Raw genomic sequence first — 23,454 nt, forward strand, 5'->3', positions numbered from 1 at the left:
CTCCTGTTGGAAGAATTGGGTGACGTGTCCGACGTCGCTAGCCCTCTACGGAATCTATATTACAGTGATATGACAGCAATGTTACAGAACCGTATCAAGCCGTGACACCGGCGGAATCCCTTTGATTCCCTACGGTTTTCAGGGCCGGGTATTTTTTGCCCGCCCTCGTCTCAGATGTCCTTTTTCATCGCTTTTCCGGCGACGTAGACCTCCGCCACGGCGCGGTCGTCGCCAAGCGTCTGCAACAGGAAGAGTTCTTCGGCGAGCGTACGCACGGTTTCCATGCGCATCCGCATGGCGGCCGTGGCCCTGGCGTCGAGGATTGTGATGTCAGCGTCGGTGCCCGGTTCCAGCGTGCCGATCCGGTCCTCCAGCGAGAGGGCGCGGGCATTGCCGAGCGTCATCATATAGAAGGAATGGAGCGGCGAGAGGCGCTGGCCGCGCAATTGCAACACCTTGTAGGCCTCGTCCATCGTCTTCAGCATCGAGAAGCTGGTGCCGCCGCCGATATCGGTGGCGACCGCGATGCGCACGCCTTCCGCCTGTAGCCGCGCGCGGTCGAAGAGGCCGCTGCCGAGGAAAAGATTGGAGGTGGGGCAGAAGACCGCGACCGATCCGGTTTCTGCCAGCACCTTCGTCTCGCGTTCCGTCAGGTGAATGCAATGGCCGAGCAGGGTCTTGCTGCCGAGCAGCCCATAATGCTCGTAGATGCCGGTATAGTCGGGCGCATCCGGATAGAGCGAGCGGGTGAGCGCGATCTCCTCATGGTTCTCGGAGAGATGCGTCTGGATGTAACAATCGGGATGCTCGCGGGCGAGCGCGCCGCTCATCTCCATCTGTTCCGGCGTCGAGGTGATGGCGAAGCGCGGCGTGATGGCGTAATGCAGCCGCCCCTTCCCCTGCCAGCGGGCGATCAGCGCTTTCGTATCGTCATAGCCCGATTGCGCCGTGTCGAGGAGCGCCGGCGGCGCGTTGCGGTCCATCATCACCTTGCCGCCGATGACGCACATATCCCGCCGTTCAGCCGCACGGAAGAAGGCATCGACGCTCTGCGGATGCACGGTGCAATAGGCGGCAACGGTGGTCGTGCCGTGGCGCAGAAGCTCGTCCATGAAGCGCTCGGCAATGAACTCAGCATGCTGCTCGTCGGCGAATTTCTGCTCCTCGATGAAGGTGTAGGTGTTGAGCCATTCCAGAAGCTGGGCCGCGTAGGAGGCGACAGCCTGGACTTGCGGAAAATGGATATGGGCGTCGATCAGCCCCGGCACGACCAGGTGCGGACGGTGATCGGCAATGGGCGTCCCCTCACCTGCAAGCCGGGCGATATCGGCATAGTCGCCCATCGCGGCGATCTTGCCGTCGCGGACCAGAAGCGCGCCATCCTCGACATAGCGGCAGGAGACCGTATCGGCGATATCGCGCGGCTCTTCGATGAATGTCAGCACACGGCCACGGATCAGCAATTCAGTCATTTTCTCTCTGCCTTGTTGGGTGAGTTCCGTAGCCTCAGTCGGGGCGGGACAGGACAAAGGCGGCGGAGGCAAGCATGAAAACCGCCACTCCCAGCCCAAGCGCCCAGCTAGGGCGCACGCTCCACCAGAAGACCGCATAGCCCGCCGTCATGCCGGCGCAGGCGGCGATCTTGGCCCGACGCGGGATCGCGCCCTTGTCGCGCCAGCCGCGCAGCGCCGGGCCGAAGGTGGGGTGGCCAAGCAGCCAGCGTTCCAGCCTTGGCGACGAACGTCCGAAAAACCAAGCCGCGAGAATGATGAAAACCGTCGTCGGCATGACCGGCAGGAAAGCACCGATGATACCCAGCGCGAGCATCACGACGCCCAGGGCGAAATAGGCCCAGCGCAGCGCGCCAGACGCTCGCGGGGAGGTTCCCCGCCCCGGTTTCTCGCCCTCGATCTTGTCACCCATGGCGGATTTCAGCTCCCTTCGCACGGAACAGACGCTCTATAGAGCGAAATCCGGCGCTCCGCGCGAAAAAAATGCTCAACTTGACCTCACCTCCATAAAACTTGGGAGGCAAATAACGATTCCGGCTCCCGAGCCAATCACGGGCGTGTGAACGCGGAAACTGTTTCGGAATCCAAGTATCGCAACTTGCGACTGCCCTGCCCGCCTCGTCCTGATAACAGAGGTGGCAAAGTAAAATGATCCATCAGGTGCAAAAGCATAAAGAAGATTTGACAATAGTAATTAAATTTTAACCATCACTCTACTTATGTATAGGATAATTTTCCTCAAAGATCACGCAAGTGACTCGATTTGTAACCTTCGGTGAAACCTTTTATTGCCACATTCTCACTTCAGCAAAGCCTGGCTTCCCAGGGGATAATCTGCCGGAAGCACTTCCGAAACAGCTAAGTGAAGAAGGCATGATCTTTCATACACGCAGGATATTCATGGCCGCGGCAACGGCCGGCATTCTCTCCGCATCGGTGATCGGGGCTTCAGCGCAGTGCGGCGGCGCTTCCTGGTATGCGCTCCACTCGCGCACAGCCTCGGGCGAACGGATGAACCCCAGCGCAATGACGGCGGCGCATCGCACGCTGCCGCTGGGCACCAAGGTAAAAGTAACGAACGAGCGGAACGGCAAATCGCTTGTCGTGCGCATCAATGACCGCGGCCCATTCATTCGCGGACGCATCCTCGATCTTTCCAAGGGTGCGGCAGCCCGCCTCGGTTTCATCGGCGCGGGGCACACAAAAGTTTGTATTAGCGAGATAGAAAAAACCCGTATGCCGGGATAATCCGGAGAGGGGAGCCTATTGCCTTCCCCGCTCCAGGCGCTCGATGAACCAGCGCGTCAGGTTGAGCCAGACCTCGTCCTTTTCGGCGGCATCCTCGATGCCGTGCTCGATATTGGGGTTGTCGTTGACCTCTATGACGAAGACGCCGTCATCGGTCTCCTTGAGATCGACGCCATAAAGCCCGTTACCGATGCAGCGCGCCGCCCTGAGCCCGGTCTCGATGACCAGCGGCGGCGCATCGGCCAAGGTAAAGGAGCGGGACCCGCCTTCGAGCGGCTTGCCATTGCCGGTATCGTGCTTGACGATCTGCCAATGGTGCCGCGCCATCATATACTGGCAGGCGAAAATCGGCTTGCCGCCAAGCACGCCAACCCGCCAGTCGAATTTCGTCGGCATGTATTTTTGCGCGATAAGCAGGTCGCTATCGGCGAGCCATGCCGTCGCCAGCGCCTTCAGTTCCCCGTGGGAAGCTACCTTCTTCACCCCGCGTGAGAAAGAGGAATCCGGGATCTTGATCACCATCGGAAAGCCCAGCAGATCGGCGGCGCGGGAGAGATCCTCGTCGCCCGCGATCATAACCGTCGGCGGAACCGGAACATTGTTCCCCTGCATCAGCTCGTTCAAATAAACCTTGTTGGTGCAGCGGATCATCGACACGGGATCATCGATAACAGGCATTCCCTCCTGCTGGGCGCGCCGGGCAAAGCGGTAGGTATGGTTGGAGATCGAGGTCGTCTCGCGGATGAACAGCGCATCGTAATTGGCGAGCCGCGCCAGATCCCTTTTGCCGATGGGCTCGACATCGACGCCAAGGCGGCTGGCGATGCGCGCCCAATGCTTGAGCGAGGAAACCGTCGAAGGCGGCATCGCCTCGTGCGGATCGCACAGCGTGGCGAAGGAATAGCGCGCTGGTGTCTTTTGCGGCGCGGCTCGCCATTCGCGCTGGGTATAGCGGGCGAGCGCGTGATTGAACTGCGCCTTCTCCGCTTCGTCGAGCTTCGCCAGGTTGACGAAGCCGATCTTGCGAATGCGCGCCCATTCGCCGGTCTCCACCGAAACCTCGAGGGCAGGCGCGCGGAACCAGTCGAACAGGAGGCGGCTGAAGCGCTCCAACTGATGGCTGGGGGAAAAGCCGAAATAAACCCGGATGGTGGCAGGCGCCTGCTCCGGATGCGCGCTCAAGGCCTTGTTGAGCACGTCCTCCAGTTCAGGGATCGCATTCTCATAAAGCCGCCGCTCGGAAAGGTCGATCATGGTTTCGACCGATGGGATGACGCGATGGCCGCGCGCCTCGGCCAGCAGCGAGGCATAATAGCCGCGGCTCTGATAGGCATAGGTGCGGGAGAGATTGATAATGCGCGGGCGCTGGCCGCTGAACAGCGCGGGATGGGCGAGATAATCGCGTGTGGTCATCACCTTATGGGGGGTTGCGCCGTTATCGATATCGGACGGGCGCCCGACGAGAATGACACAGATGGGCATCGTCAGGTCCTTTTCCTTGGCTGGCCGCGCGTCGTCTTGCCCGAAAAATCTGCAACTTTATCGGGATCATGCTCTAGAAACACCGCCGCGCGCAGGCCGCTTTTGCCAAACCGCGCCATACGGTCGAAAATGTCATAGGGCACCGGGACATTGGCGGCGTCGGCGACCGTCTCGCCCACCTCATCCTCCACCCAAGGGTCATGGATCATGATATGGCGTCCGTCGTCGCCATGAGCGAGCACCCAGTGCGGCACCTTCTTGCCGAACATATGATAGCCGCTGACGAGGACGATTGCCGTAGCGCCCCGCCCCAATGCCGCGCGAAGATCGGCCATGGTGAAGCCCTTATGGCTGACGCCGATGCCATAGGCCTTGGCGCGGCGGCGGAAATCCGTCTGGGCGAGTTCCATGACGATTCGCTTTTCCGGATCGCGCACCGAGTCGAGAAAAAGGAACGCCTTGGTCGAGACCGCGACCGACGATTTCAGCCCGTGCTCATAGGCCGCGACCGCGAGGCCGAAGGGTTCGCACCCGCCGGGGCCTGACTGCATGAAAATGGTCGTCGCCTCGCGCCACAGGCGGATTTCCAGAACCGGATCGAGCTTGACCGAGGGGATAAGGGCGGTGAGCGCCATCATCAGGCAGGCTGCGCCGCAGGTGAAATCCGTCGTCTGCTCGTAATAGGGTACGCGGGCGGAAACCGGCGCATCGCCGCGCAGCGTCTTCTCGAAGCGCAGCGCGTCGGAATGGTCGGCATAATAATCGAGGCAGCGCCCGAGCGGGCGAAAGCCGTGACGCCGGTAAAGCGCGATGGCCCGGGCATTGTCCTCCCGCACCTCCAGGCGCAAGAGGAGCCGGTCATGGTCGAAGGCAGCATGCTCCGCCGCCTCCAGCAACCGCGTGCCGACGCCGCGCGATTTGGCGTCCGGATTGACGGCGAGCGAGTAAAGCCGGGCGAGCGACGTCCCTTTGCGGAAGAGAAGCATCGCATAGCCGATAATGGCCCCATCCTCTTCGGCGACGATGGTTTCGGCCGTCCTGCTTGCGAGCAGTTCACGGAAGGAGCGCCGCGATATCCGGTCGGCGTCGAAGCAACGCTCCTCTATGCGCAGAAGCGCCTCAATGTCGTCGGGAGTGGCCTTGCGCGTGGCAGCGCCTGTCATTTTCTGGCCTTTGAAGCGATGCACCGGAACGGAGCCAGGGCGGGCGGACAGGGCAATGGCCGGTCCGTTATCCGCAGCATTGGCTGATCCGGTTCTTAAAGGCAAGCATGAGGACATTGGCGGGATTGTGACGCCGAAAGGCAGGGAGAGGAACCTCTCAAAAATGTGTGCATTGCAATATCCTCGTATTCCTTTATGTTCAGGCTTGGGGACGGGTGCAAGTATAGGATATACTATATATCTTTATACTTAAAATACTGTTGGGGCATACTGGATGTACTATCAGCTTTACGAATTAAACCATGCTGCCTTGCAGCCCTACCGGGCGCTGGCGGATGCTGCGAAGCTGTTTTTCCAGAATCCGGACAATCCGATCTCGCAAAGCTCCTATGGGCGGTCCATGGCGGCGCTGATGGAGATGTTCGAGCGCACGACGCGGCGCTATGACAAGCCGGCCTTCAATCTCGGTGAGACCCTTATCGATGGCACAGCGGTCGCCGTGACGGAGGAGATTGTCTGGCAAAAGCCGTTCTGCAATCTCATCCATTTCCGGCGCGATCTGGCGGAAGGCCATCCGCAGGCCCCGAAAATCCTGCTCGTCGCGCCGCTGTCCGGGCATTATGCAACGCTTCTGCGCGGCACGGTGGAGACGCTCCTCCCCCATGCGGATGTTCATATCACCGATTGGGTGGATGCGCGCATGGTGCCGGCGAGCGAAGGTCGGTTCGACCTCGACGATTATATCGATTACCTCATGGAGATGCTGCAACTGCTCGGCGAAAACACCCATGTCATCGCCGTCTGCCAGCCCTCCGTGCCGGTGCTGGCGGCGGTGGCGCGGATGGAGGCGTTGGGCGATCCGTGCTCCCCCGCTTCAATGACCCTTATGGGCGGCCCGATCGATACGCGGATCAACCCCACCGCCGTCAACCGGATGGCGGCGGAAAAGGACATCGGCTGGTTCCGCGATCATGTCATCATGTCGGTGCCCTGGCCGCATCCGGGCTTCATGCGGCCGGTCTATCCCGGCTTCCTGCAGCTCTCCGGTTTCATGAGCATGAATCTCGACCGGCATATTGCGGCGCACAAGGATTTCTTCTTTCATCTCGTAAAGGATGACGGCGATTCCGCCGAGAAGCACCGCGAATTCTACGATGAATTCCTTGCAGTGATGGACATGCCGGCGGAGTTCTACCTCCAGACGGTCGAAACCGTGTTCATCCGCCACGACCTGCCGAAGGGCGAGATGACGCATCGCGGCGAGCCGGTCGATCCTTCCGCCATCCGCAAGGCGGCGCTGATGACCGTCGAAGGCGAAAATGACGACATATCCGGCCTCGGCCAGACGGAAGCGGCACACAGGCTCTGCACCAACATTCCAGATGAGCGGCGGAAGCATTATGTGCAGCCCAAGGTCGGGCATTATGGCGTCTTCAACGGCTCGCGGTTCCGGAATGAGATTGCGCCGCGCATCCTCAAATTCATTCAAGCAAACGACAGGGCATAGAGCCGCGCCATAAGGATCGCGCCGGGCAAGACCTGCCGCATTTCGCGCGCCACCACCCCCATCGTCCGCCTAAAGCGCGTTGCGTTTAATCGCACCCGTGCAACGCGCTTTAGGCTTTTGTTTTTTAAGCATGTCTTCGCCCAAAACCGGTTCCCACTTTTGGGAGACATGCTTTAGGTTGCAATCCCCACACCCCTCGCGCCTTAACCATAAATGTAATTGAATTGTTAAGTATTGGCATTTCGAATTGACTCAACTCCGTTTCAACTTTTAACGTTTTGTTAACGATTAGAAGTGCGGCGGAGTGTTGTGTATGTCGAGGGGCGTGGTGTCTTGGGGGGCGGTCTGTGCGGTCATGCTCGGCGCGCTTTTTTCTTTTTCCTCTTCGGCCCTCGCGGCGTCCGACGATTTCATGCGCATCGGGGGGCTGACCTCGCAGCCCATCGGCCATTACGAGCTCTGCAAGCGCCTGCCGCTCGAATGCGCATACCGCTCGGAAAACACCGCGCCGTTGAAGCTTAGCCGTGAGATGTGGGGCCAGCTCGTTGCCGTCAACGCCTCGGTCAACGAGCGGATCAAGCCGATGACCGACAAGGAAATCTACGGCAAGGAAGAGTACTGGGCCTATCCGACCGTGTTCGGCGATTGCGAGGATTATGTGCTCCTCAAGCGCAAGGAACTGGCACAGGCCGGCATTCCGCTTTCCGACCTGCTGATCACCGTGGTTCGCAAGCGCGACGGCGAGGGCCACGCGGTTCTGACCGTGCGCACCGACCGGGGCGATTTCGTCCTCGACAATCTCGCCGACGAAGTCAAAATCTGGTCCGAGACGAGCTATACCTATCTGAAGCGCCAGGCGGCGAACAATAGCGGCCGCTGGGTCAGCATCGAAGCCCCGAGCAATCTGCTGGTTGGCTCGGTGGAATAGCGGGTAGAATATTTAGAGCGGTTCTTGCCTGATGGAATCGCCAAGCTCCCTCGCGCTGGCTACTGTGGCGTTGCACACCCCTTTACCCCATGGTGAGGTGCCGACATTGAGCCTCTCGAAGAGCCTCGAGCGGGTCGCGCTTAATCGTATCCATTGGCTCGCTCTAGATTCTTAGTTTGTCGCATTGTCGCGGTCGTTAAATGAGGCCATTTAACTGCGAAATGCTTTCGAACCACGGAGGCGAGGGGCGCGCAGTTGTTTCCGTCTAAAAATGAAATGCTCTGAAGCATTTCATTTTTAGACGGAAACGGTCGCGTAATCGTCCTCGTTGAGTCAGTACAGCTGTTGAGGCATGGATTCCTGTGACAAGCACAGGAATGACGGGGTGGAGATGTTTCTGCGCTATCAAGGACCGCTCTTGCCAAGCGAAAAGGTCGGAGAAGGGCCGCCAACAGCTAAGCAGCCGTCATTCCTGTGCTTGTCACAGGAATCCATGCCTCTCCCGCTCCACTACAGCAACGGTGCCAAATGGCATCCAAGCGATTCCATCAAAACGTGAACCGCTCTAAAGAAATGCCGGTTCGTTCAGAGCGATAGCGACGATCACCGGAGTGTCAACCGCTATCATAGCGGCAGGCCGTATTGCCAAGTCCCACGCCGCATCGATGGACTGGTGATGCTTCGCTTCTCCAAGCTCAATGGCATAATGCTCCAGCGCCTGCTCGATGAGCCGGTTCAGCGGCAACCCCGTGCGGCGCGCCAGCGCTTCGGCCAGTTCCTTGGCCTTGGCGCTTGGATGGCCAATTGCGGCTCGGTCATCTCGATTGCTTCGCTCCGGCTTCGACCCAAAATATAATCCTCCCGTATAGATGCCTACAACGCCTCCCATAACTCACGCCGTCGCCATGATCCTGTCCCCGCTCATGCGGTAGGCGATGGCTTCGGCGAGGTGGAGGCGGCCGACCTTATCCGCGCCGTCGAGATCGGCGAGGGTGCGGGCCACTTTCAGGATGCGGTGATAGGCACGGGCGGAGAATTTCATCTGCTCGCTGGCCTCGCGTAAAAGCGCCAGTCCGCCTGAATCGGGCGCGGCGACCTCTTCGATGAGCGCGGCGGAGCAATGGGCGTTGGTCGTGATGTGCGGCAAGCCAAGGGTTTCGTAACGGCGCTTCTGGACAGCGCGGGCGCGCGCCACCCGCTCCGCAACGGCCTTGCTGCTCTCGGCTTGCGAAGGGCGGATGAGATCGGCGGCGGAAACGGCGGGCACTTCGATGCGCAGATCGATGCGGTCGAGCAGCGGGCCGGATATGCGCGCCTGGTAATCGGCCTGGCAGCGCGGGCCGCGTGCGCAGCGATGCCCCGGCTCGCCCGCCATGCCGCAGCGGCACGGGTTCATCGCGGCGATCAGCTGGATCTGGGCCGGATAGCTGACACGGTGATTGACGCGGGCGATCATGCATTCGCCGGTTTCGAGCGGCTGGCGGAGCGAATCGAGCACCTGCGGCGTGAACTCCGGGAATTCATCGAGAAAGAGTACTCCATTATGGGCGAGCGACACCTCTCCCGGCTTGGCCCTGATGCCGCCGCCGACCATCGCCGCCATGGAAGCGGAATGGTGCGGCGCGCGAAAGGGGCGGCGGTCGGAGAGTTTGCCGCCAGCGAGTTCCCCGGCGATGGAGGCGATCATCGAGACATCGAGGAGCTCGCGCGGCGAAAGCGGCGGCAGAATGGAGGGCAGGCGCTGCGCCAGCATCGACTTGCCCGAGCCGGGCGGGCCGACGAGAAGCAGGTTGTGATTGCCCGCGGCGGCGACTTCCAGCGCGCGCTTTGCCGTCTCCTGCCCCTTGATATCAGCGAGGTCAGGCAGGTTGTCGGCTTTCAGCCGCATCGCCGGTTCGGGACGGGAGAGCACCTGTGTGCCGCGAAAATGATTGGCGAGCGCGATGAGGCTGCGCGGCGCGAGGATTTCGATCTCCGCGCCCGCCCAGGCCGCCTCTGGTCCGCAGGCATGCGGGCAGATCAGCCCCTTATCCTGCCGGTTGGCGCCGATGGCGGCGGGCAGGACACCGGCCACGGCGCTGATCGTGCCATCGAGGGAGAGCTCGCCCAGCACGACGAAGGATTGCAGCGCATCGCCCGGAAGCGCGCCCAGCGCCGCCATCAGGCCGACGGCGATGGGCAGATCGTAATGGGAGCCTTCCTTGGGCAAGTCGGCGGGCGCGAGATTGATCGTCACCCGCTTGGGCGGCATCGAGAGGCCGGAGGCATGGAGCGCCGCCTGCACCCGTTCGCGGCTTTCGGCCACCGCCTTGTCGGGGAGGCCGACGATGGACATGCCCATCTTGCCCGGCGCGATCATCACCTGCACATCGACGGGGACCGCCTCGATCCCCTGAAACGCCACGGTGCTGACCCGCGATACCATATCCCCGCCCCTCAATTCATGCCCAAGACAAGCTAAGCACAGATCAGCGGGGCGAACAAGAACGTTTATAGAACGGTTGGTTTTATAAGCATGGTCTTATTCAAGAGGCTGCAAAGATCACTGCCTTATACTCACCGTCGCTTGGCCTCCACGCAATCCCAGAACAGGCTGGCAATATCTGCGCCGCCGAATCGCTTGATTTCGCGGATGCCAGTGGGCGATGTGACGTTGATCTCGGTCAGATAATTGCCGATGACGTCGATGCCGACGAGGATGAAGCCGCGCTCGCGCAGCGAGGGGCCGATGCGGGCGCAAATCTCGCGGTCGCGCTCCGTCAGCTCCGACGCCTCGGCCCGTCCGCCGACATGCATGTTGGAGCGGGCGTCGTGCTCGGCAGGGACGCGGTTGATCGCCCCCACCGGCTCGCCGTCGATGAGGATGATGCGCTTGTCGCCAGCGCGCACATCCTTCAGATAACGCTGGGCGATGAACGGCTCGCGATACATCTGCGCGAACATCTCCAGCAGAGAGGCGAGGTTGCGGTCGCCATTCTGGAGATGGAACACGCCCGCGCCGCCATTGCCGTAAAGCGGCTTGATGATGATGTCGCCGAATTCGCGGCGGAAGGCCGCTACCTCCTGCGGGTCCTTGGTGATCAGCGTCTCCGGCATCAGGTCGGGGAATTCGGTGACGAAGATCTTTTCCGGGCTGTTGCGCACCCACATGGGGTCGTTGACGACAAGCGTCTTCGGGTGGATGCGCTCGAGCAGATGGGTGGTGGTGATGTAATTCATGTCGAAGGGCGGGTCCTGGCGCAGCAGCACCACATCCATGTCCGAGAGGTCGCGGCGCTCCGGCGTCCCGAGCGTGAAATGATCGCCCTCGATATCGCGCACCTGCAGCGGCTCGATCTGCGCGCTGACGATGCCGTCGCGCAGCGACAGGCGATCCGGCGTATAATGATAAAGCGTGTGGCCGCGCCGCGCCGCTTCCAGGCAGAGTGCAAAGGTGGTGTCGCCGGCGATCCGGATGGAGCGGATATGGTCCATCTGGACCGCGATTTTCAATGCCATTGTTGTCCTCGATGCTTTCGCGATTCGTTATGCTCGAAATGGCCCACAAACTGCCACCGGTACAATCACGATAACAGGAAATTTTATTCATCATACTATACGATTTGGCTGAAACACGCTAAGCCTCCCACCAACCAAAAGCCTAGCAACTCATACCCATTGCGGGAGGATTTCTTATGCTGCCATCGACCGTGTTTCCCGACCTGAAGGACCGCTCCGTCCTGATTACCGGCGGCGGCTCCGGCATCGGCGCGTCGCTGACGGAAGGTTTCGTCAGCCAAGGCGCGAAAGTTGCCTTCATCGACATCGCGGAAGCACCGTCGCGGGAGCTGACCGAGCGTCTGGAAAAGACCTATGGCAACCGCCCGCTCTATCTGAACACCGATCTGCGCGACATCGAGGCGCTGCGCAAGGCTGTCGCCGAAGCGGAAGCGGCCCATGGCGCGATCACCGTGCTCATCAACAATGCCGCCTGGGACGACCGTCACGAAATCGAAGCGGTGACCGAGGATTACTGGAACCTGAACCAGTCGATCAATCTGCGCCCGCAATTCTTCGCGGTGCAGGCGGTGCTGCCGGGCATGCGCAAAGCGGGCGGCGGGGCGATCGTCAACTTCACCTCCGTCTCCTTCATGATGAATCAAGGGGATCTCCCGGTCTATACCGCTGCCAAGGCGGGGGTTATCGGCCTCACCAAGGGTCTCGCCGGGCGGCTTGGCGTAGATAAAATCCGCGTCAACGCGATTGCGCCCGGCTGGGTGATGACCGAACGCCAGAAGCAGCTCTGGGCGACCCCGGAAGGCATGAAGGCGCATGTCGGCAAGCAGTCGCTCAAGGAAGAGATCCAGCCGGACGACATGGTCGGCCCGTGCCTGTTCCTCGCTTCCGACGCCGCACGGATGCTGACGGCGCAGACGATCATCGTCGACGGGGGCTGTCTGTGAGCCAAACGTCCGCCTTTGCCGGGGCCGATTGGGGCACGAGCCGCTTCCGGCTCTGGCTCATGGACCGCGAGGGCCATGTGCTGACTGAGGCGCGCGCCGATGACGGACTCGACGCCTCGCGCGCCAAGGGCTTCGCCAATGTGCTGGAAGGCCATCTTTCCGCGCTTGGCGCTCCCGATGGCCTGCCGGTCGTGATCTGCGGCATGGCCGGGTCGCGGCAGGGCTGGGTGGAAGCGCCCTATGTGGACGTGCCCGCCGATCCCGAGACCATCCTCGCGGCGGCGGCACGCATTCCCGATGCAAGCCGCGATATCCGTATCGTGCCGGGGCTGGCTAGCCAAGGCGCAAAGCCCAATGTCATGCGCGGCGAGGAAACCCAGCTTCTCGGCCTCGTCCATGGCAAGCCGGGCTTTACCGGCCTCGTCGCAATGCCCGGCACCCATTCCAAATGGGTCTCTCTGGACGGCGGCAGGGTTTCGGGTTTCTCGACCTATCTGACCGGCGAGCTTTATGCGCTGCTCGCCGGGCAGTCGATCCTGCGCCATTCCATCGGCGCTGGAGCCGAGAATGTCGATGCGGACCAGCCGGGGTTTGAGGAAGGTCTAACTCAGGCGCTCACTCCCGGTTTCAGCCTGCTGGGCACGCTCTTCGAAATCCGCGCCGCCATGCTGCTTAACGGGCAGAGCGAGGCGGAAGCCGCGGCGAAGCTATCCGGCCTGGTGATCGGCTCCGAAGCGGCGGATGCGCGGACGAAGGCTCCTGCCGGGCTCAAGACGGTGCAGCTCGTCGCCTCGGGACGCATGGAGCGGCTTTACCGCAAAGCGCTTGGGCACGCAGGGTTTGACTGCGAGACGGTCGATGCCGACGACGCGGTGAGAAAAGGCTTACATGCCGCCGCTTCTGGACTATGGTTCCAAACCTGAACGCCTGATCGAGGAGATACCGACATGACATACGCTCCCCCCGTTGCATGGCCGAAATTGAAGCGCGATCTCGTCGCCATCCTGCGCGGGATCAAGCCGGAAGAGGCGCTCGCCATCGGGCAGGCCCTCGCCGAAGCAGGTTTCGAGGCCATCGAAGTGCCGCTCAATTCGCCGGAGCCGTTCCACTCCATCGAGACGATGGCGAAGGCGCTGCCGGATGTGCTTGTCGGCGCGGGCACGGTGCTCGACCCCGCCGATGTCGCCCGGCTTCACGATGCGGGCGGACGGCTGATGGTAAGCCCGAATGTCGAGCCGGAGGTTATCCGCGCCGCTTCCGCCAAGGGCATGGTGACGATGCCGGGTGTCTTCACGCCGACGGAAGCGCTCGCGGCCTGCAAGGCAGGGGCATCGGGGCTCAAATTCTTCCCGGCCAGCGTGCTGGGACCTGACGGCATCAAGGCAATCAGCACCGTTCTGCCGAAGGGTGTCGTCATCGGCGCGGTGGGCGGCGTTACCGAAGGCGAGTTCGCCGCCTATGCGGAGGTGGGCATTCGCACCTTCGGCCTCGGCTCCAGCCTTTACAAGCCGGGCATGACCGTTGCGGACGTGAAGGAGCGGGCGTGGATGGCGGTTTCCGGCTATGATTCGGTCTTCTACGGAAAGAGCTACGCATGAGCGCGACAGTCTTTTGCGATATCGTCTGCGAGCTTGGCGAAGGGCCGGGCTACGATCCCCTGACCAACACGGTCTGGTGGTTCAACATTCTGGCGGGCCGGCTCATGGAAAAAAGCTGGCCGGATGGCGAGACGAAGGTTCATGACCTCGGCATGAAGGCGAGCGCGCTTGGCGTCATCGACGCGGAGCGGCAACTCGTCTGGACTGAGAACGGCCTCTATATTCGCGAGCGCAAGAGCGGCGCGATGACGCTGCACAAACCCATCGAGGCCGACAATCCCGCCACCCGCTCGAACGATGCGCGCGTTCACCCCTCGGGCGCGTTCTGGCTGGGGACAATGGGCCGACGCGCCGAAGAAGGCGCGGGCTCGATCTGGTGGTATCGCGAAGGCGAGGTGCGCCAGCTTTTCACCGGCATCACCATCACCAATTCGATCTGTTTCTCTCCCGATGGGCGCGTCGCCTATTTCGCCGATACGCGGAAAAACATCATCTGGCGCGTCGATACCGATCCGGAAACCGGGCTTCCCATTGGCGAAAAGAGCCTATTCCATCACCGGACGGAGGATGGCGGCATCGATGGCTCCGTGGTGGATGCCGATGGCGTCCTCTGGAATGCCTGCTGGGGCGCGGGCGCGGTGCATGCCTATTCGCCCGAGGGCAAGCTCATCCGCACCGTGACTGTCCCGGCCCGCCAACCCTCCTGCCCCGCCTTTGTCGGGCGGGATGCGCACCGGATGCTGGTCACTACCGCGTGGGAGGGCATGAGTGAAGCCGACCGCGCCGGGGATGGTAATGCGGGGCGGCCCCTGCTGCTCGATATTATGGTGAAGGGTGTGTTCGATCCGGCGGTGAGGCTTTAGAGCCGTTCATGTTTTGGTGGAATCAGCGCCAAGCGCCCTCGTGGTTCGAGGCGAATTCCCCCTTCGACAAGCTCAGGGTCCAATCGCATCACCATGAGGGCTACCGAGCGCCGACGCCCCTTCACCCTCATCCTGAGGTGCTCGCGAAGCGAGCCTCGAAGGGCGAGGGTGAAGGGATCACGGTAGCAACAGTTTCCATCAAACCGTGAAATGCCTTAAAGCGGCCGATGTTTTCCGGACCAGCCAAGCGCCCTCGTGGTTCGAGGCGAATTCCGCTGAGCTCCATTCGCACCTCACCATGAGGGCTACTGGAGCGCTATCTCTTGTTCTGAAACGCCGACGCCCCTTTCGCCCTCATCCTGAGGTGCTCGCGTGAGCCAAGCCTCGAAGACGGGGGTGGAAGGATCGCTGGCCAACCCTGCGCTCAAGCTCCCGCCATCTCCGCCAAAATCGCCTGTGCAGCGGCTTTTCTATCGGGTGCAGCGATAATCGGGCGGGCGACGACGAGATGGCTGGCCCCGGCCTGCAGCGCTTCCGCGGGGGTCATGACGCGCTTCTGGTCGCCTTTCTCCGCGCCTGCGGGGCGGATGCCGGGCGTTACCAGCGCCATGTCCGGTCCAATCACACCGCGCACGGCGGCAGCCTCAAGCGCGGCGCAGACGATGCCGCCCATGCCCACCTCGCGGGCCTGCTCCGCCCGTTTCAAGACCAGCGCTTCGGGGTCGGCCACATAGCCGGCCTCGGCCAGATCCGCGCCATCCATGGATGTCAGCACCGTCACGCCCAGCAGGCAAAGATCGCTTCCCTTCGCCGCTTCCACCGCCGCGCGCATTGCCTTGGGATAGGCATGGAGCGTCAGCATCGACACGCCCATCCTGGCGATATTCTCGACGCCCTTGGCGACGGTGTTGTCGATATCGAGCAGTTTCATGTCGAGGAACACTTTTTTGCCCGAGCGAATCAGCTCGCCCGCCAGATCGAGCCCGCCAACGAAGGCAAGCTGATAGCCGATCTTGTAGAACGACACCGTGTCGCCCAAGGTCTCGATCACGGTTTCGGCTTCCTTCACCGTCGGCACATCGAGGCCGACGATCAGCCGGTCGCGCATCGCATTCTCATCCATGGAAATCACCGCTGAGTGTTTTGAATTCACTTACGCAATCCGCTGGGAAAACAGTTCCTTTTTTCCCGGAAAAACCGCTTCACACCTTTCCCTGGAATTGCTCTATCGGCTCCCAATCGCATAACAGCGCGCGGTCCGAAAGGCGGAAGGCGAAGATATTTCCACCGCCGGGCGGCTGGTCATGGTCGCGCGCAATCGCCTTGCCGCCGAGATAACACTTCAAAAGCGTGCCGACGCCGCCATGGCCGACGAACATCACCGGGCCGTCGCTCGCGTAGCGATCCAGCGCGGCATTGAAGGCATTGACGATGCGGGCCTGGGCATCCACCGCCCGCTCCCACCCCTGGAAGCTCAATTCAGGCTGGGCAAAAAAACGGTCCGCCGCCCTCTCGAACTCGGGCGGTGGAAGGAAGCCGGTCGAAGAGCGGTCGTTCTCGCCCATCATGGCGTCGATTTCGATCGGGCAGCAGGAATTTCGGGCGAGTATCTGCGCCGTTTCAATGGCTTTTTTCTCATCGCTGGAGAAGATGCGGGGGAGTCCGCGCACCCACGGCCTGCCAGTGATGGCCTCGATCCGCGCCTTTCCCAACTCGGACAGGCCCCATTGCGGAACGGGGATGGCGGGATCGATCACGATCTGCGGATGGGTGAGGTAGTAGCCGACCGTCATCGCGCGTAGGACGCCAGTTGGGCGTGCTCTATCAGCGCGCGGCAGACCTTCGCCATCATCTTGGCAGTGCGTTCGTCCTTCAACGAACCGTCTTCATCGAAGGCCTGCGAGGCATGGGCCACCGAGCATTGCTCGGTCAGTATCTGGACGCCGACATTCATCAGCACGGCGCGCAAATGATAGAGGCCCCTCATGCCGGCATACTGGCCGTCCGAGGAAGAGCAAAGCCCCACGACCTTGCCCGCATAGGGCTTCAGCGCACGCTCGCCATCGCGGGAAATGCGGCTGACCCAGTCGATGGTATTTTTGAGGAGCGGCGGGATGGAGGCGTTATATTCGGGCGAGCAGATCATGAGCCCGTCATGGGCAGCGAAGAGGCGGCCGAGACGCATGGCGTTTTCGGGAATGCCGCTCTCCTTCTGCAAATCCTCGTCCATGATCGGCAGGGGATAATCGGCGAGCGAGATGCGCGTGACTTCCGCGCCCTCGCGCGCAAGCTCCTTGACGGCGGCATCCGCCGTGCGCCCGCTATAGGCGCCGGAGCGGATCGAACCGGCGAAAACGAGGATTCTGGGAGGCATTTTGTTTCAGAAGCCGGTTATGCGTGGCCGCGCTTATAGACCCACAGCCGCGCCGGGGGAACGTTGCGGATGACGAAATCATAGGCGTTGACGGTGTAATTGCCCCGTCCGGCTGGAATCGCCGGAAGCGGGCCATAGGTGATCTGGATGACCGGACGTCCCTCAGGAATGCGGCGGAGAAGATCTTCCAGAAGCGCCACGCGCTGCGGAACGGGGAAGTTCAGCAGCGGCACGGCGCAGACCACGCTGTCGAAGACCAGATCCTTATGCGCCCCGAGCGTGGTGTCGAGGTCGAAGGCGTCGCCCTGGATGATGTTGACGCCGGGAAAATCCTGGCGCAGGCGGCGGGTGAAATCCTCCGAATATTCGACGCAATAGAGGTCTTTCGGCTTCACGCCGCGCTGGAGAATCGCCTTGGTGATGACGCCGGTGCCGGGGCCAAGCTCCAGCACCGGCAAGCCGGAATCGGGGTTGACGACGCTAGCCATGCGGCGCGCGGTGACGGAACTCGTCGGCAGGATGGCTCCAACCGCCTTCGGCCCATCGATCCATCCCTTGAAGAATCGAATCTCCTCATCGAACTTCTCGGCCAGCTTCTTGCTGAATGGTCCTGCCATGGCGGCGCTCTCCCATGTCGTTATGGAGACGATTTATGACGCATCGCGGAGCAAAAGCAAAGCCTCGGCGAGAGGGACAATAGCTATTCGCTTATCCCCTCGAAGAACTCCTTCATCCGGGCAAAGAAGCCGCTCGATTGCGGGCTGTTATCCTTCGAGGAAATCTTTTCGAACTCCTCCAGCAGCTCACGCTGCCGCCGGGTCAGGTTCTGCGGCGTCTCGATATCGATCTGGATATAGAGATCGCCCATGGCCGGCTGGCGCAGGACCGGCATGCCCTTGCCCTTCAGGCGGAACTGCTTGCCGTTCTGCGTGCCGTCGGGGATTTTCACGCGCGTCTGGGTGCCGTCGAGGGTGGAAACCTCGAACTGGCCGCCAAGCGCCGCCGTGGTCATCGAGATCGGCACCTTGCAATAGAGATCGGCGCCGTCGCGCTGGAAGAACTCATGCGGCTTGACGGAAAGGAAGATGTAAAGATCGCCCGCCGGTCCGCCGCGCAGGCCCGCTTCGCCCTCGCCGGAAAGGCGGATGCGGGTGCCGTCTTCGATGCCGGCCGGGATATTGACCGAAAGCGAACGCTCCTGCGTGACCCGGCCCTGGCCGGCGCACTTTCCGCAAGGATCCTTGATGGTCTGGCCGCGTCCATTACACGAGGGGCAGGTGCGCTCGATGGAGAAGAACCCTTGAGCCGCCCGAACGCGCCCGGCGCCGCCGCACATCGCGCAGGTGGCGGGCTGGGTGCCGGGGCGCGCGCCGCTGCCCGAGCACTCCTCGCAAACGATTGACGTGGGCACCCGGATCTGCGCCGTCTTGCCCGAATAGGCTTCTTCCAGCGTGATTTCCATATTGTAGCGGAGATCGGCGCCGCGCTCACGGCCCGAGCCGCCACGGCGCTGGCGACCGCCGCCCATCATCTCGCCGAAGATATCCTCGAAGATATCGGCAAAGCCGCCGGCGGCGCCGAAGCCATGGGCCGCGCCGAAACCGTTGCCGTGCTCGAAGGCCGCGTGGCCGAAACGATCGTAGGCCGCGCGCTTCTGCGGGTCCTTCAGCGTCTCGTAAGCCTCGCCGATCTCCTTGAACTTGCGTTCCGCCTCGTGATCTCCGGGGTTCTTGTCCGGATGATACTGCATGGCGAGCTTACGGAATGCGCTCTTCAGGGTCTTTTCGTCAACGCCTCTCTGGACGCCGAGTGTCTCGTAATAGTCAGCTTTCATAAACCAGCCATCCCAACAGCAATATTCGTGCGGATACGAGTTCCACGTTTTTCGTTCCGGTTAAAAATGACGGATGCCAGGCATGCCGCCTGACCGCAATGCTCCAGCCCGCTATTTAGGCGCTCTCTTGCCCGAACGCCATAGCCAAACAGAAATTCTGCTGAGGTCTCTCTCCCGCAGATGGCGCACGAGGGCAGGCACGGTTAGAATGATAATAAAATTGCGATCAGATTTAAATATCGGCTATGTATCCATAGGTAAGATTAAAATATACTCTTATACGTACAGTACATTATCTAAGATTTTATAGTAAGTGTGATTTCTTACTTAACTATAGTCTATAAATTACAACAGTTTAGCCCAGTTTTTATTTTTACATCAAGGAAATACATGGCAGCTTCCCGGCGCATCGACGCGAAATGGTTCCGTCGCAAGCTTGAGGATATGCATAATGAAAACTTTCCTGCTTACTGTTGCCGCCCTGGCGCTGAGCGCCGGCATAGCCTTCGCCGAGAACCCCAATTTCGGTGACCCCGGTGACGGGCCGGATTATCCCGGGCAGCAGATCGATACGAACACCGGCACAAACTACGATGCCGAGCCCGCTACCGATTATACGGCGACGAGCGATATTGGCCTTCGGACCGCTCCTTCCTCGGTCAGGGCGCCGGTCTATGTCCAGTCTCCCGCGAACAATCCCGCTGCCAACCGCTTCGGCGACGCCTCGCCGCAGGTCGGCCAGTGATTGCTGATTACTCCTAAAGGGCGGCAAATTCCCCTTGCCGCCCTTATTTTGCGTTCCGTCCCCGCTTGCTAATCTAACTCATATGTGAAAATACTATTCACATAAGAAGAATGAGAATTGCGGGAGGAGGCGCGCACTTCATGACCCTTGACACCGGACTGCCGCTTGACGGGCTGCTTGTCGTCGACATGAGCCAGTTTCTCTCCGGCCCCTATTGTTCGCTCCGGCTTCTGGATCTGGGCGCGCGGGTCATCAAGATCGAGCGGCCCGATGGCGGCGATCTCTCGCGCCGGCTCTATTTGAGCGACACGGAGATCGGCGGGGATTCCACCATTTTCCACGCCATCAACCGGGCCAAGGAGAGCCTGGCGATCGACCTCAAAAACCCGCAGGACATGGCGGCGCTGCGCAAGCTCCTGCAGCGGGCGGATGTGCTTATCCAGAATTTCCGGCCCGGCGTCATCGAGCGCCTCGGCCTCGATTATGGGGCGGTGAGCCAGATCAACTCCCGGCTCGTCTATGCCTCGATCAGCGGCTATGGCGAGGAAGGCCCGTGGGTGAAGCGTCCGGGGCAGGATTTGCTGGCGCAATCGCGCTCCGGTGTGATGTGGCTCAATGGCGACGAAGGCCAGGGACCGGTGCCGTTCGGCCTCGCCATTGCCGACATGCTGGCGGGGGCGGCGGCGGCGCAGGGGATTCTGGCTGCCTTGGTTCGCCGTGGTATTTCCGGCAAGGGATCGCATGTCGAAACGAGCCTGCTCGAAGCGCTCATCGATTTCCAGTTCGAGGTGCTGACGACGCATCTCAATGACGGGGGGCGCCTGCCGAAGCGCTCCGGCTTCAGGAGCGCGCATGCCTATCTCGCGGCGCCCTATGGCGTCTATCCGGCCGCGGACGGCTATCTCGCCATCGCCATGACCCCGATCCCGAAGCTCGCCGACCTCATCGAAATGGAGGAACTTGCGCCCTACCGCGACGATCCGAAGAGCTGGTTCACCGCGCGCGACGAGATCAAGCAGATGATCGCAGCGAAAATCGCGACGAAGACAATCGGCGAATGGCTCGCCATTCTCGAGCCCGCCGACATCTGGTGCGCCAAGGTGCTCGATTGGAACGAGTTGCTGGAAAGCGACGGCTTCAAGGTGCTCGACATGCTGCAGCAGGTGGAGCGGGAGGATGACGTTTCCATCCTCACCACCCGCTCGCCGCTCCGGATCAATGGCGTGCGGCCCAATTTCACCCGCGCGGCCCCGAAGATCGGCGAGCAGAGCGCGGCCATAAGGGAGGAGTTCGGGCTATGAGCGGCGTTACCCTCAAGGGCATGACCTGGAGCCATCCGCGCGGTTATGACCCCATGCTTGCCTGTTCCCGCCTGTGGCTGGAAAAGACCGGCGTCAAGATCGAATGGGACAAGCGCTCGCTGCAGGATTTCGAGAGCTTTCCGGTGGAGGAACTGGCGAGAGCCTATGACCTCATCGTCATCGACCATCCCCATGTCGGCCAGATCACGGACGAGAAATGCCTGGCGCCGCTCGATACAACCGGGCGCGAGGAGGAACTGGCGGCGCTGTCAAAGGGGAGCGTGGGAAAGTCCTTCCCGAGCTACCATTGGCAGGGGCGCCAGTGGGCCTTTCCCATCGACGCGGCGACGCAGGTGCAAGCCTGGCGGCCGGATCGCCTTGCCGCCGCGCCGGTCCGGTGGAACGAGGTGCTGGAGTTGGCGCGCGAGGGTCAGGTGCTGCTGCCGCTGCGCCCGCCACATTCGCTGATGAGCTTCTTCACGCTGAGCGGTAATCTCGGAACACCTTGCGCCAATGACGGGCCGGGCGATCTCATCAGCCTCGAAGCGGGGGGCACGGTTTTCGAAATGCTGCGCGAGATCGCGGCGCTGGTCGATCCCGCCTGTTTCGGCATGGACCCCATCGCAGTGCTGGAGGAAATGGCGAAACCGGATGCGCGTTTCGTCTGCTCGCCGCTGATCTATGGCTATGTCAACTACGCCGTGCCGGGCTTTCGCCCGACCACCATCCGCTTCACCAACATCCCCGCCGCAGGCAGTAACGGGCCGGAGGGGTCTGCGCTCGGGGGGACCGGCATCGCCGTCTCCGCCTTCTCGAAGCACCAGAGCGAGGCCATCGATTTCGCCTATTGGATTGCAAGCGGCGATGTCCAGCGCGGGCGCTATGCGCAGGCGGGCGGACAGCCCGGACATGCGGAAGCCTGGGAGGACAAGGCCGTCAACGCCGCAACGAGCGATTTCTACGCCGCCACCCGCGCCACGCTCGAGGGCGCATGGCTTCGCCCGCGTCACGACGGCTACATGGCCTTCCAGCAGGCGGCTTCCGACCGGCTCAATGAAGGGCTCCTGCAAGGGGAAAAGTCCGAGGCCGTGATCGCCGATCTCAACCGGCTTTTTGCCGCGAGCTTCAAGACTTGAGGCGCTTCCTGGCGCGCGCGGGCCGTCAAAATCCCTGACCTTCGATCCCAAAATCTCCGGAACCAAAAGGATTCTGAAAGATTTCAATGGGACGCTTCGCTTGCCGGGCGTGTGATTTCCGCATCACGCTCCCGACACAGGATGTCAGTAGGATGGGGTCAGAGGCACTTCCCTTTTGTCCGTATCAATGGTTCTTCTCCAGCCTGACTGGAACAAAGAGGGTACGACATGTTCTATCGAAATATCGTTTTGAAAGCCGCGCTTGGCATCGTTCTGGCAGCCGGACTCGCGATCAGCCAGGCAAGCGCGCAGGTGGTCGTTTCCTCCAAGATCGATACGGAAGGCGGGGTGCTGGGCAATATCATCCTCGCCGTGCTGAAAGCCAACGATATCCCGGTCACCGACCGGCTCCAGCTTGGGCCGACCCCGGTAATGCGGCAGGCGATTCTTGCGGGCGAGATCGACCTTTATCCCGAATATACGGGCAATGCGGCCTTCTTCTTCCAAAAGGCGGGCGATCCCATCTGGCAGGATGCGGCAAAAGCCTATGCCGAAGCCAAGAAGCTCGACTATGACGCCAACAAGATCGTCTGGCTGACGCCCGCCCCCGCCAACAACACATGGGGCGTGGCGCTGCGCAAGGATGTGGCCGAGCCGAACAAGATCGTCACCTTCAGCGATTTCGGCAAATATGTCGCCGGCGGCGGCAATGTGGTGCTCGCCGCCTCGTCGGAATTCGTCAATTCCGCCGGCGCGCTGCCCGCCTTCCAGACGGCTTATGGCTTTACGCTGAAGCCGAACCAGCTCATCACCCTTTCGGGCGGTGATACGGCGGCCACCATCGCCGCCGCCGCCAACAAGACCAATGGCGCGAATGCCGCCATGGTCTACGGCACCGATGGCGGCATAGCGGCTTCCGGGCTCGTCGTTCTCCAGGACGACAAGCATGTGCAGCCAGTCTATCAGCCGACGCCGATCATCCGCGAGGCGGTGCTTAAGAAATATCCGCAGATCGCCGGATTGCTGAAGCCGGTGTTCGAGAAGCTCGACCTCGTCACGCTGCAGGATCTGAACGGCCGCGTGCAAGTGGGCGGCGAGCCGGCAAAGGCGGTCGCGGCAGACTTTTTGGAGAAGAACGGGTTTTTGAAGTGATCCGGCGTAGCAGTGTTACGTCGATCATTCGGGACACCCTTCACTCGGGGTAAGTGAAAGGGGGCGTCTAGAAAGTGCATCGCGCGGACAGCCCCTCACCCTTACCCTCTCCCCGTGAATTACGGGGAGAGGGTAAGGGTGAGGGGCTGTCCGCCACGTTTCATACCCAA

General features: G+C 61.5%; 23 protein-coding genes. 11 read left to right on the plus strand and 12 right to left on the minus strand.

Translation table 11 applies throughout. The features are described 5' to 3' along the window. Window positions 1–170 precede the first annotated feature (170 nt). Both guaD and IEX53_RS08580 read right to left on the minus strand, forming a co-directional pair. Entirely contained in the window at window positions 171–1,472 is a 1,302-nt protein-coding gene (gene guaD / locus IEX53_RS08575) for a guanine deaminase (protein ID WP_188823399.1), read from the minus strand. A 34-nt stretch (window positions 1,473–1,506) separates the two neighbouring features. Next, window positions 1,507–1,923 (minus strand): YbaN family protein, encoded by a 417-nt coding sequence (locus tag IEX53_RS08580; protein ID WP_188823401.1) that lies wholly within the window; start codon window positions 1,921–1,923, stop codon window positions 1,507–1,509. 461 nt (window positions 1,924–2,384) lie between these two features. On the opposite strand from IEX53_RS08580, the gene IEX53_RS08585 reads away from it, so the two are divergent. Further along, entirely contained in the window at window positions 2,385–2,759 is a 375-nt protein-coding gene (locus IEX53_RS08585; RefSeq protein ID WP_188823518.1) for a septal ring lytic transglycosylase RlpA family protein, read from the plus strand. 15 nt (window positions 2,760–2,774) lie between these two features. On the opposite strand, the gene IEX53_RS08590 is transcribed toward IEX53_RS08585, so the two are convergent. Together IEX53_RS08590 and IEX53_RS08595 are read right to left on the minus strand one after the other, a co-directional pair. Next, window positions 2,775–4,241 (minus strand): RimK family ATP-grasp domain-containing protein, encoded by a 1,467-nt coding sequence (locus tag IEX53_RS08590; RefSeq protein ID WP_188823403.1) that lies wholly within the window; start codon window positions 4,239–4,241, stop codon window positions 2,775–2,777. Window positions 4,242–4,243: 2 nt separating this feature from the next. Continuing rightward, window positions 4,244–5,404 carry a GNAT family N-acetyltransferase/peptidase C39 family protein gene (locus IEX53_RS08595; RefSeq protein ID WP_188823405.1) on the minus strand — a complete coding sequence of 387 codons (1,161 nt, stop codon included), beginning with the start codon at window positions 5,402–5,404 and terminating at the stop codon, window positions 4,244–4,246. 274 nt (window positions 5,405–5,678) lie between these two features. On the opposite strand from IEX53_RS08595, the gene IEX53_RS08600 reads away from it, so the two are divergent. Both IEX53_RS08600 and IEX53_RS08605 read left to right on the plus strand, forming a co-directional pair. After that, entirely contained in the window at window positions 5,679–6,911 is a 1,233-nt protein-coding gene (locus IEX53_RS08600; RefSeq protein ID WP_188823407.1) for a polyhydroxyalkanoate depolymerase, read from the plus strand. A 355-nt stretch (window positions 6,912–7,266) separates the two neighbouring features. Next, on the plus strand, window positions 7,267–7,839 hold the full coding sequence (locus IEX53_RS08605) for a transglutaminase-like cysteine peptidase (protein WP_236016107.1): 573 nt from the start codon (window positions 7,267–7,269) through the stop codon (window positions 7,837–7,839). 565 nt (window positions 7,840–8,404) lie between these two features. Here IEX53_RS08605 and IEX53_RS08610 read toward each other — a convergent pair. From IEX53_RS08610 to gshB, 3 genes are all read right to left on the minus strand, one after another. Continuing rightward, window positions 8,405–8,728, minus strand: coding sequence for a hypothetical protein (locus IEX53_RS08610; protein WP_188823411.1), 324 nt, complete (start codon window positions 8,726–8,728; stop codon window positions 8,405–8,407). Window positions 8,729–8,731: 3 nt separating this feature from the next. Next, window positions 8,732–10,264 carry a YifB family Mg chelatase-like AAA ATPase gene (locus IEX53_RS08615; protein ID WP_188823413.1) on the minus strand — a complete coding sequence of 511 codons (1,533 nt, stop codon included), beginning with the start codon at window positions 10,262–10,264 and terminating at the stop codon, window positions 8,732–8,734. A gap of 131 nt (window positions 10,265–10,395) precedes the next feature. Further along, window positions 10,396–11,337 carry a glutathione synthase gene (gene gshB / locus IEX53_RS08620; protein ID WP_188823414.1) on the minus strand — a complete coding sequence of 314 codons (942 nt, stop codon included), beginning with the start codon at window positions 11,335–11,337 and terminating at the stop codon, window positions 10,396–10,398. A 176-nt stretch (window positions 11,338–11,513) separates the two neighbouring features. Between gshB and IEX53_RS08625 the strand changes: the two genes are divergently transcribed. From IEX53_RS08625 to IEX53_RS08640, 4 genes are read left to right on the plus strand one after another with little or no spacing between them, the layout of a single operon-like run. After that, the gene (locus tag IEX53_RS08625; protein WP_188823416.1) at window positions 11,514–12,281 is read left to right on the plus strand and encodes an SDR family NAD(P)-dependent oxidoreductase; all 768 of its coding nucleotides are present in this window, start codon (window positions 11,514–11,516) and stop codon (window positions 12,279–12,281) included. Continuing rightward, the gene (locus IEX53_RS08630; RefSeq protein ID WP_188823418.1) at window positions 12,278–13,204 is read left to right on the plus strand and encodes a 2-dehydro-3-deoxygalactonokinase; all 927 of its coding nucleotides are present in this window, start codon (window positions 12,278–12,280) and stop codon (window positions 13,202–13,204) included. The genes IEX53_RS08625 and IEX53_RS08630 overlap by 4 nt, the downstream gene beginning before the upstream one ends. A 24-nt stretch (window positions 13,205–13,228) precedes the next feature. Further along, window positions 13,229–13,879 carry a 2-dehydro-3-deoxy-6-phosphogalactonate aldolase gene (locus IEX53_RS08635; RefSeq protein WP_188823420.1) on the plus strand — a complete coding sequence of 217 codons (651 nt, stop codon included), beginning with the start codon at window positions 13,229–13,231 and terminating at the stop codon, window positions 13,877–13,879. Next, window positions 13,876–14,742: an SMP-30/gluconolactonase/LRE family protein gene (locus tag IEX53_RS08640; protein WP_188823423.1), complete on the plus strand. Its 867-nt coding sequence runs from the start codon at window positions 13,876–13,878 to the stop codon at window positions 14,740–14,742. Before IEX53_RS08635 ends, IEX53_RS08640 begins: the two co-directional genes overlap by 4 nt. 424 nt (window positions 14,743–15,166) lie before the next feature. Here the strand turns inward: IEX53_RS08640 and pyrF are convergent, their stop codons facing one another. From pyrF to dnaJ, 5 genes are all read right to left on the minus strand, one after another. After that, window positions 15,167–15,865: an orotidine-5'-phosphate decarboxylase gene (pyrF, locus tag IEX53_RS08645; RefSeq protein ID WP_188823425.1), complete on the minus strand. Its 699-nt coding sequence runs from the start codon at window positions 15,863–15,865 to the stop codon at window positions 15,167–15,169. 79 nt (window positions 15,866–15,944) lie between these two features. Further along, window positions 15,945–16,535, minus strand: a complete 591-nt coding sequence (locus IEX53_RS08650; protein ID WP_188823427.1) for a histidine phosphatase family protein — start codon at window positions 16,533–16,535, stop codon at window positions 15,945–15,947. Further along, window positions 16,532–17,116: an NADPH-dependent FMN reductase gene (locus IEX53_RS08655; RefSeq protein WP_188823430.1), complete on the minus strand. Its 585-nt coding sequence runs from the start codon at window positions 17,114–17,116 to the stop codon at window positions 16,532–16,534. Before IEX53_RS08655 ends, IEX53_RS08650 begins: the two co-directional genes overlap by 4 nt. Window positions 17,117–17,133: 17 nt before the next feature. Continuing rightward, complete coding sequence (gene pmtA / locus IEX53_RS08660; protein ID WP_188823431.1) at window positions 17,134–17,733, minus strand: phospholipid N-methyltransferase PmtA; 600 nt, start codon at window positions 17,731–17,733, stop codon at window positions 17,134–17,136. Between the two features lie 83 nt (window positions 17,734–17,816). Then, window positions 17,817–18,950, minus strand: a complete 1,134-nt coding sequence (dnaJ, locus tag IEX53_RS08665; protein ID WP_188823433.1) for a molecular chaperone DnaJ — start codon at window positions 18,948–18,950, stop codon at window positions 17,817–17,819. 451 nt (window positions 18,951–19,401) lie between these two features. On the opposite strand from dnaJ, the gene IEX53_RS08670 reads away from it, so the two are divergent. The 4 genes from IEX53_RS08670 to osmF all read left to right on the plus strand — a co-directional run bounded on the left by IEX53_RS08670 (window position 19,402) and on the right by osmF (window position 23,284). Beyond that, entirely contained in the window at window positions 19,402–19,695 is a 294-nt protein-coding gene (locus IEX53_RS08670; protein WP_188823435.1) for a hypothetical protein, read from the plus strand. A 140-nt stretch (window positions 19,696–19,835) separates the two neighbouring features. Continuing rightward, entirely contained in the window at window positions 19,836–20,996 is a 1,161-nt protein-coding gene (locus IEX53_RS08675; RefSeq protein ID WP_188823437.1) for a CaiB/BaiF CoA transferase family protein, read from the plus strand. Then, window positions 20,993–22,132, plus strand: coding sequence for an ABC transporter substrate-binding protein (locus IEX53_RS08680; RefSeq protein ID WP_188823439.1), 1,140 nt, complete (start codon window positions 20,993–20,995; stop codon window positions 22,130–22,132). Before IEX53_RS08675 ends, IEX53_RS08680 begins: the two co-directional genes overlap by 4 nt. A gap of 228 nt (window positions 22,133–22,360) precedes the next feature. After that, window positions 22,361–23,284, plus strand: coding sequence for a glycine betaine ABC transporter substrate-binding protein OsmF (gene osmF, locus IEX53_RS08685; protein WP_188823441.1), 924 nt, complete (start codon window positions 22,361–22,363; stop codon window positions 23,282–23,284). Window positions 23,285–23,454: the final 170 nt, after the last annotated feature.

Source organism: Paramesorhizobium endophyticum, assembly GCF_014640615.1.
Classification (GTDB): Bacteria; Pseudomonadota; Alphaproteobacteria; order Rhizobiales; family Rhizobiaceae; genus Paramesorhizobium; species Paramesorhizobium endophyticum.

Bases quoted from the DNA above. Each gene is read 5' to 3' on its own strand.
- osmF (WP_188823441.1), top strand. From the start codon at position 22,361: ATGTTCTATCGAAATATCGTTTTGAAAGCCGCGCTTGGCATCGTTCTG.
- IEX53_RS08580 (WP_188823401.1), bottom strand. From the start codon at position 1,923: ATGGGTGACAAGATCGAGGGCGAGAAACCGGGGCGGGGAACCTCCCCG.
- IEX53_RS08615 (WP_188823413.1), bottom strand. From the start codon at position 10,264: ATGGTATCGCGGGTCAGCACCGTGGCGTTTCAGGGGATCGAGGCGGTC.
- guaD (WP_188823399.1), bottom strand. From the start codon at position 1,472: ATGACTGAATTGCTGATCCGTGGCCGTGTGCTGACATTCATCGAAGAG.
- IEX53_RS08670 (WP_188823435.1), top strand. From the start codon at position 19,402: ATGAAAACTTTCCTGCTTACTGTTGCCGCCCTGGCGCTGAGCGCCGGC.
- IEX53_RS08600 (WP_188823407.1), top strand. From the start codon at position 5,679: ATGTACTATCAGCTTTACGAATTAAACCATGCTGCCTTGCAGCCCTAC.
- IEX53_RS08585 (WP_188823518.1), top strand. From the start codon at position 2,385: ATGATCTTTCATACACGCAGGATATTCATGGCCGCGGCAACGGCCGGC.
- pyrF (WP_188823425.1), bottom strand. From the start codon at position 15,865: ATGGATGAGAATGCGATGCGCGACCGGCTGATCGTCGGCCTCGATGTG.
- IEX53_RS08610 (WP_188823411.1), bottom strand. From the start codon at position 8,728: ATGGGAGGCGTTGTAGGCATCTATACGGGAGGATTATATTTTGGGTCG.
- IEX53_RS08675 (WP_188823437.1), top strand. From the start codon at position 19,836: ATGACCCTTGACACCGGACTGCCGCTTGACGGGCTGCTTGTCGTCGAC.
- IEX53_RS08590 (WP_188823403.1), bottom strand. From the start codon at position 4,241: ATGCCCATCTGTGTCATTCTCGTCGGGCGCCCGTCCGATATCGATAAC.
- pmtA (WP_188823431.1), bottom strand. From the start codon at position 17,733: ATGGCAGGACCATTCAGCAAGAAGCTGGCCGAGAAGTTCGATGAGGAG.
- IEX53_RS08655 (WP_188823430.1), bottom strand. From the start codon at position 17,116: ATGCCTCCCAGAATCCTCGTTTTCGCCGGTTCGATCCGCTCCGGCGCC.
- IEX53_RS08635 (WP_188823420.1), top strand. From the start codon at position 13,229: ATGACATACGCTCCCCCCGTTGCATGGCCGAAATTGAAGCGCGATCTC.
- IEX53_RS08625 (WP_188823416.1), top strand. From the start codon at position 11,514: ATGCTGCCATCGACCGTGTTTCCCGACCTGAAGGACCGCTCCGTCCTG.
- IEX53_RS08680 (WP_188823439.1), top strand. From the start codon at position 20,993: ATGAGCGGCGTTACCCTCAAGGGCATGACCTGGAGCCATCCGCGCGGT.
- IEX53_RS08595 (WP_188823405.1), bottom strand. From the start codon at position 5,404: ATGACAGGCGCTGCCACGCGCAAGGCCACTCCCGACGACATTGAGGCG.
- IEX53_RS08650 (WP_188823427.1), bottom strand. From the start codon at position 16,535: ATGACGGTCGGCTACTACCTCACCCATCCGCAGATCGTGATCGATCCC.
- gshB (WP_188823414.1), bottom strand. From the start codon at position 11,337: ATGGCATTGAAAATCGCGGTCCAGATGGACCATATCCGCTCCATCCGG.
- dnaJ (WP_188823433.1), bottom strand. From the start codon at position 18,950: ATGAAAGCTGACTATTACGAGACACTCGGCGTCCAGAGAGGCGTTGAC.
- IEX53_RS08605 (WP_236016107.1), top strand. From the start codon at position 7,267: ATGCTCGGCGCGCTTTTTTCTTTTTCCTCTTCGGCCCTCGCGGCGTCC.
- IEX53_RS08640 (WP_188823423.1), top strand. From the start codon at position 13,876: ATGAGCGCGACAGTCTTTTGCGATATCGTCTGCGAGCTTGGCGAAGGG.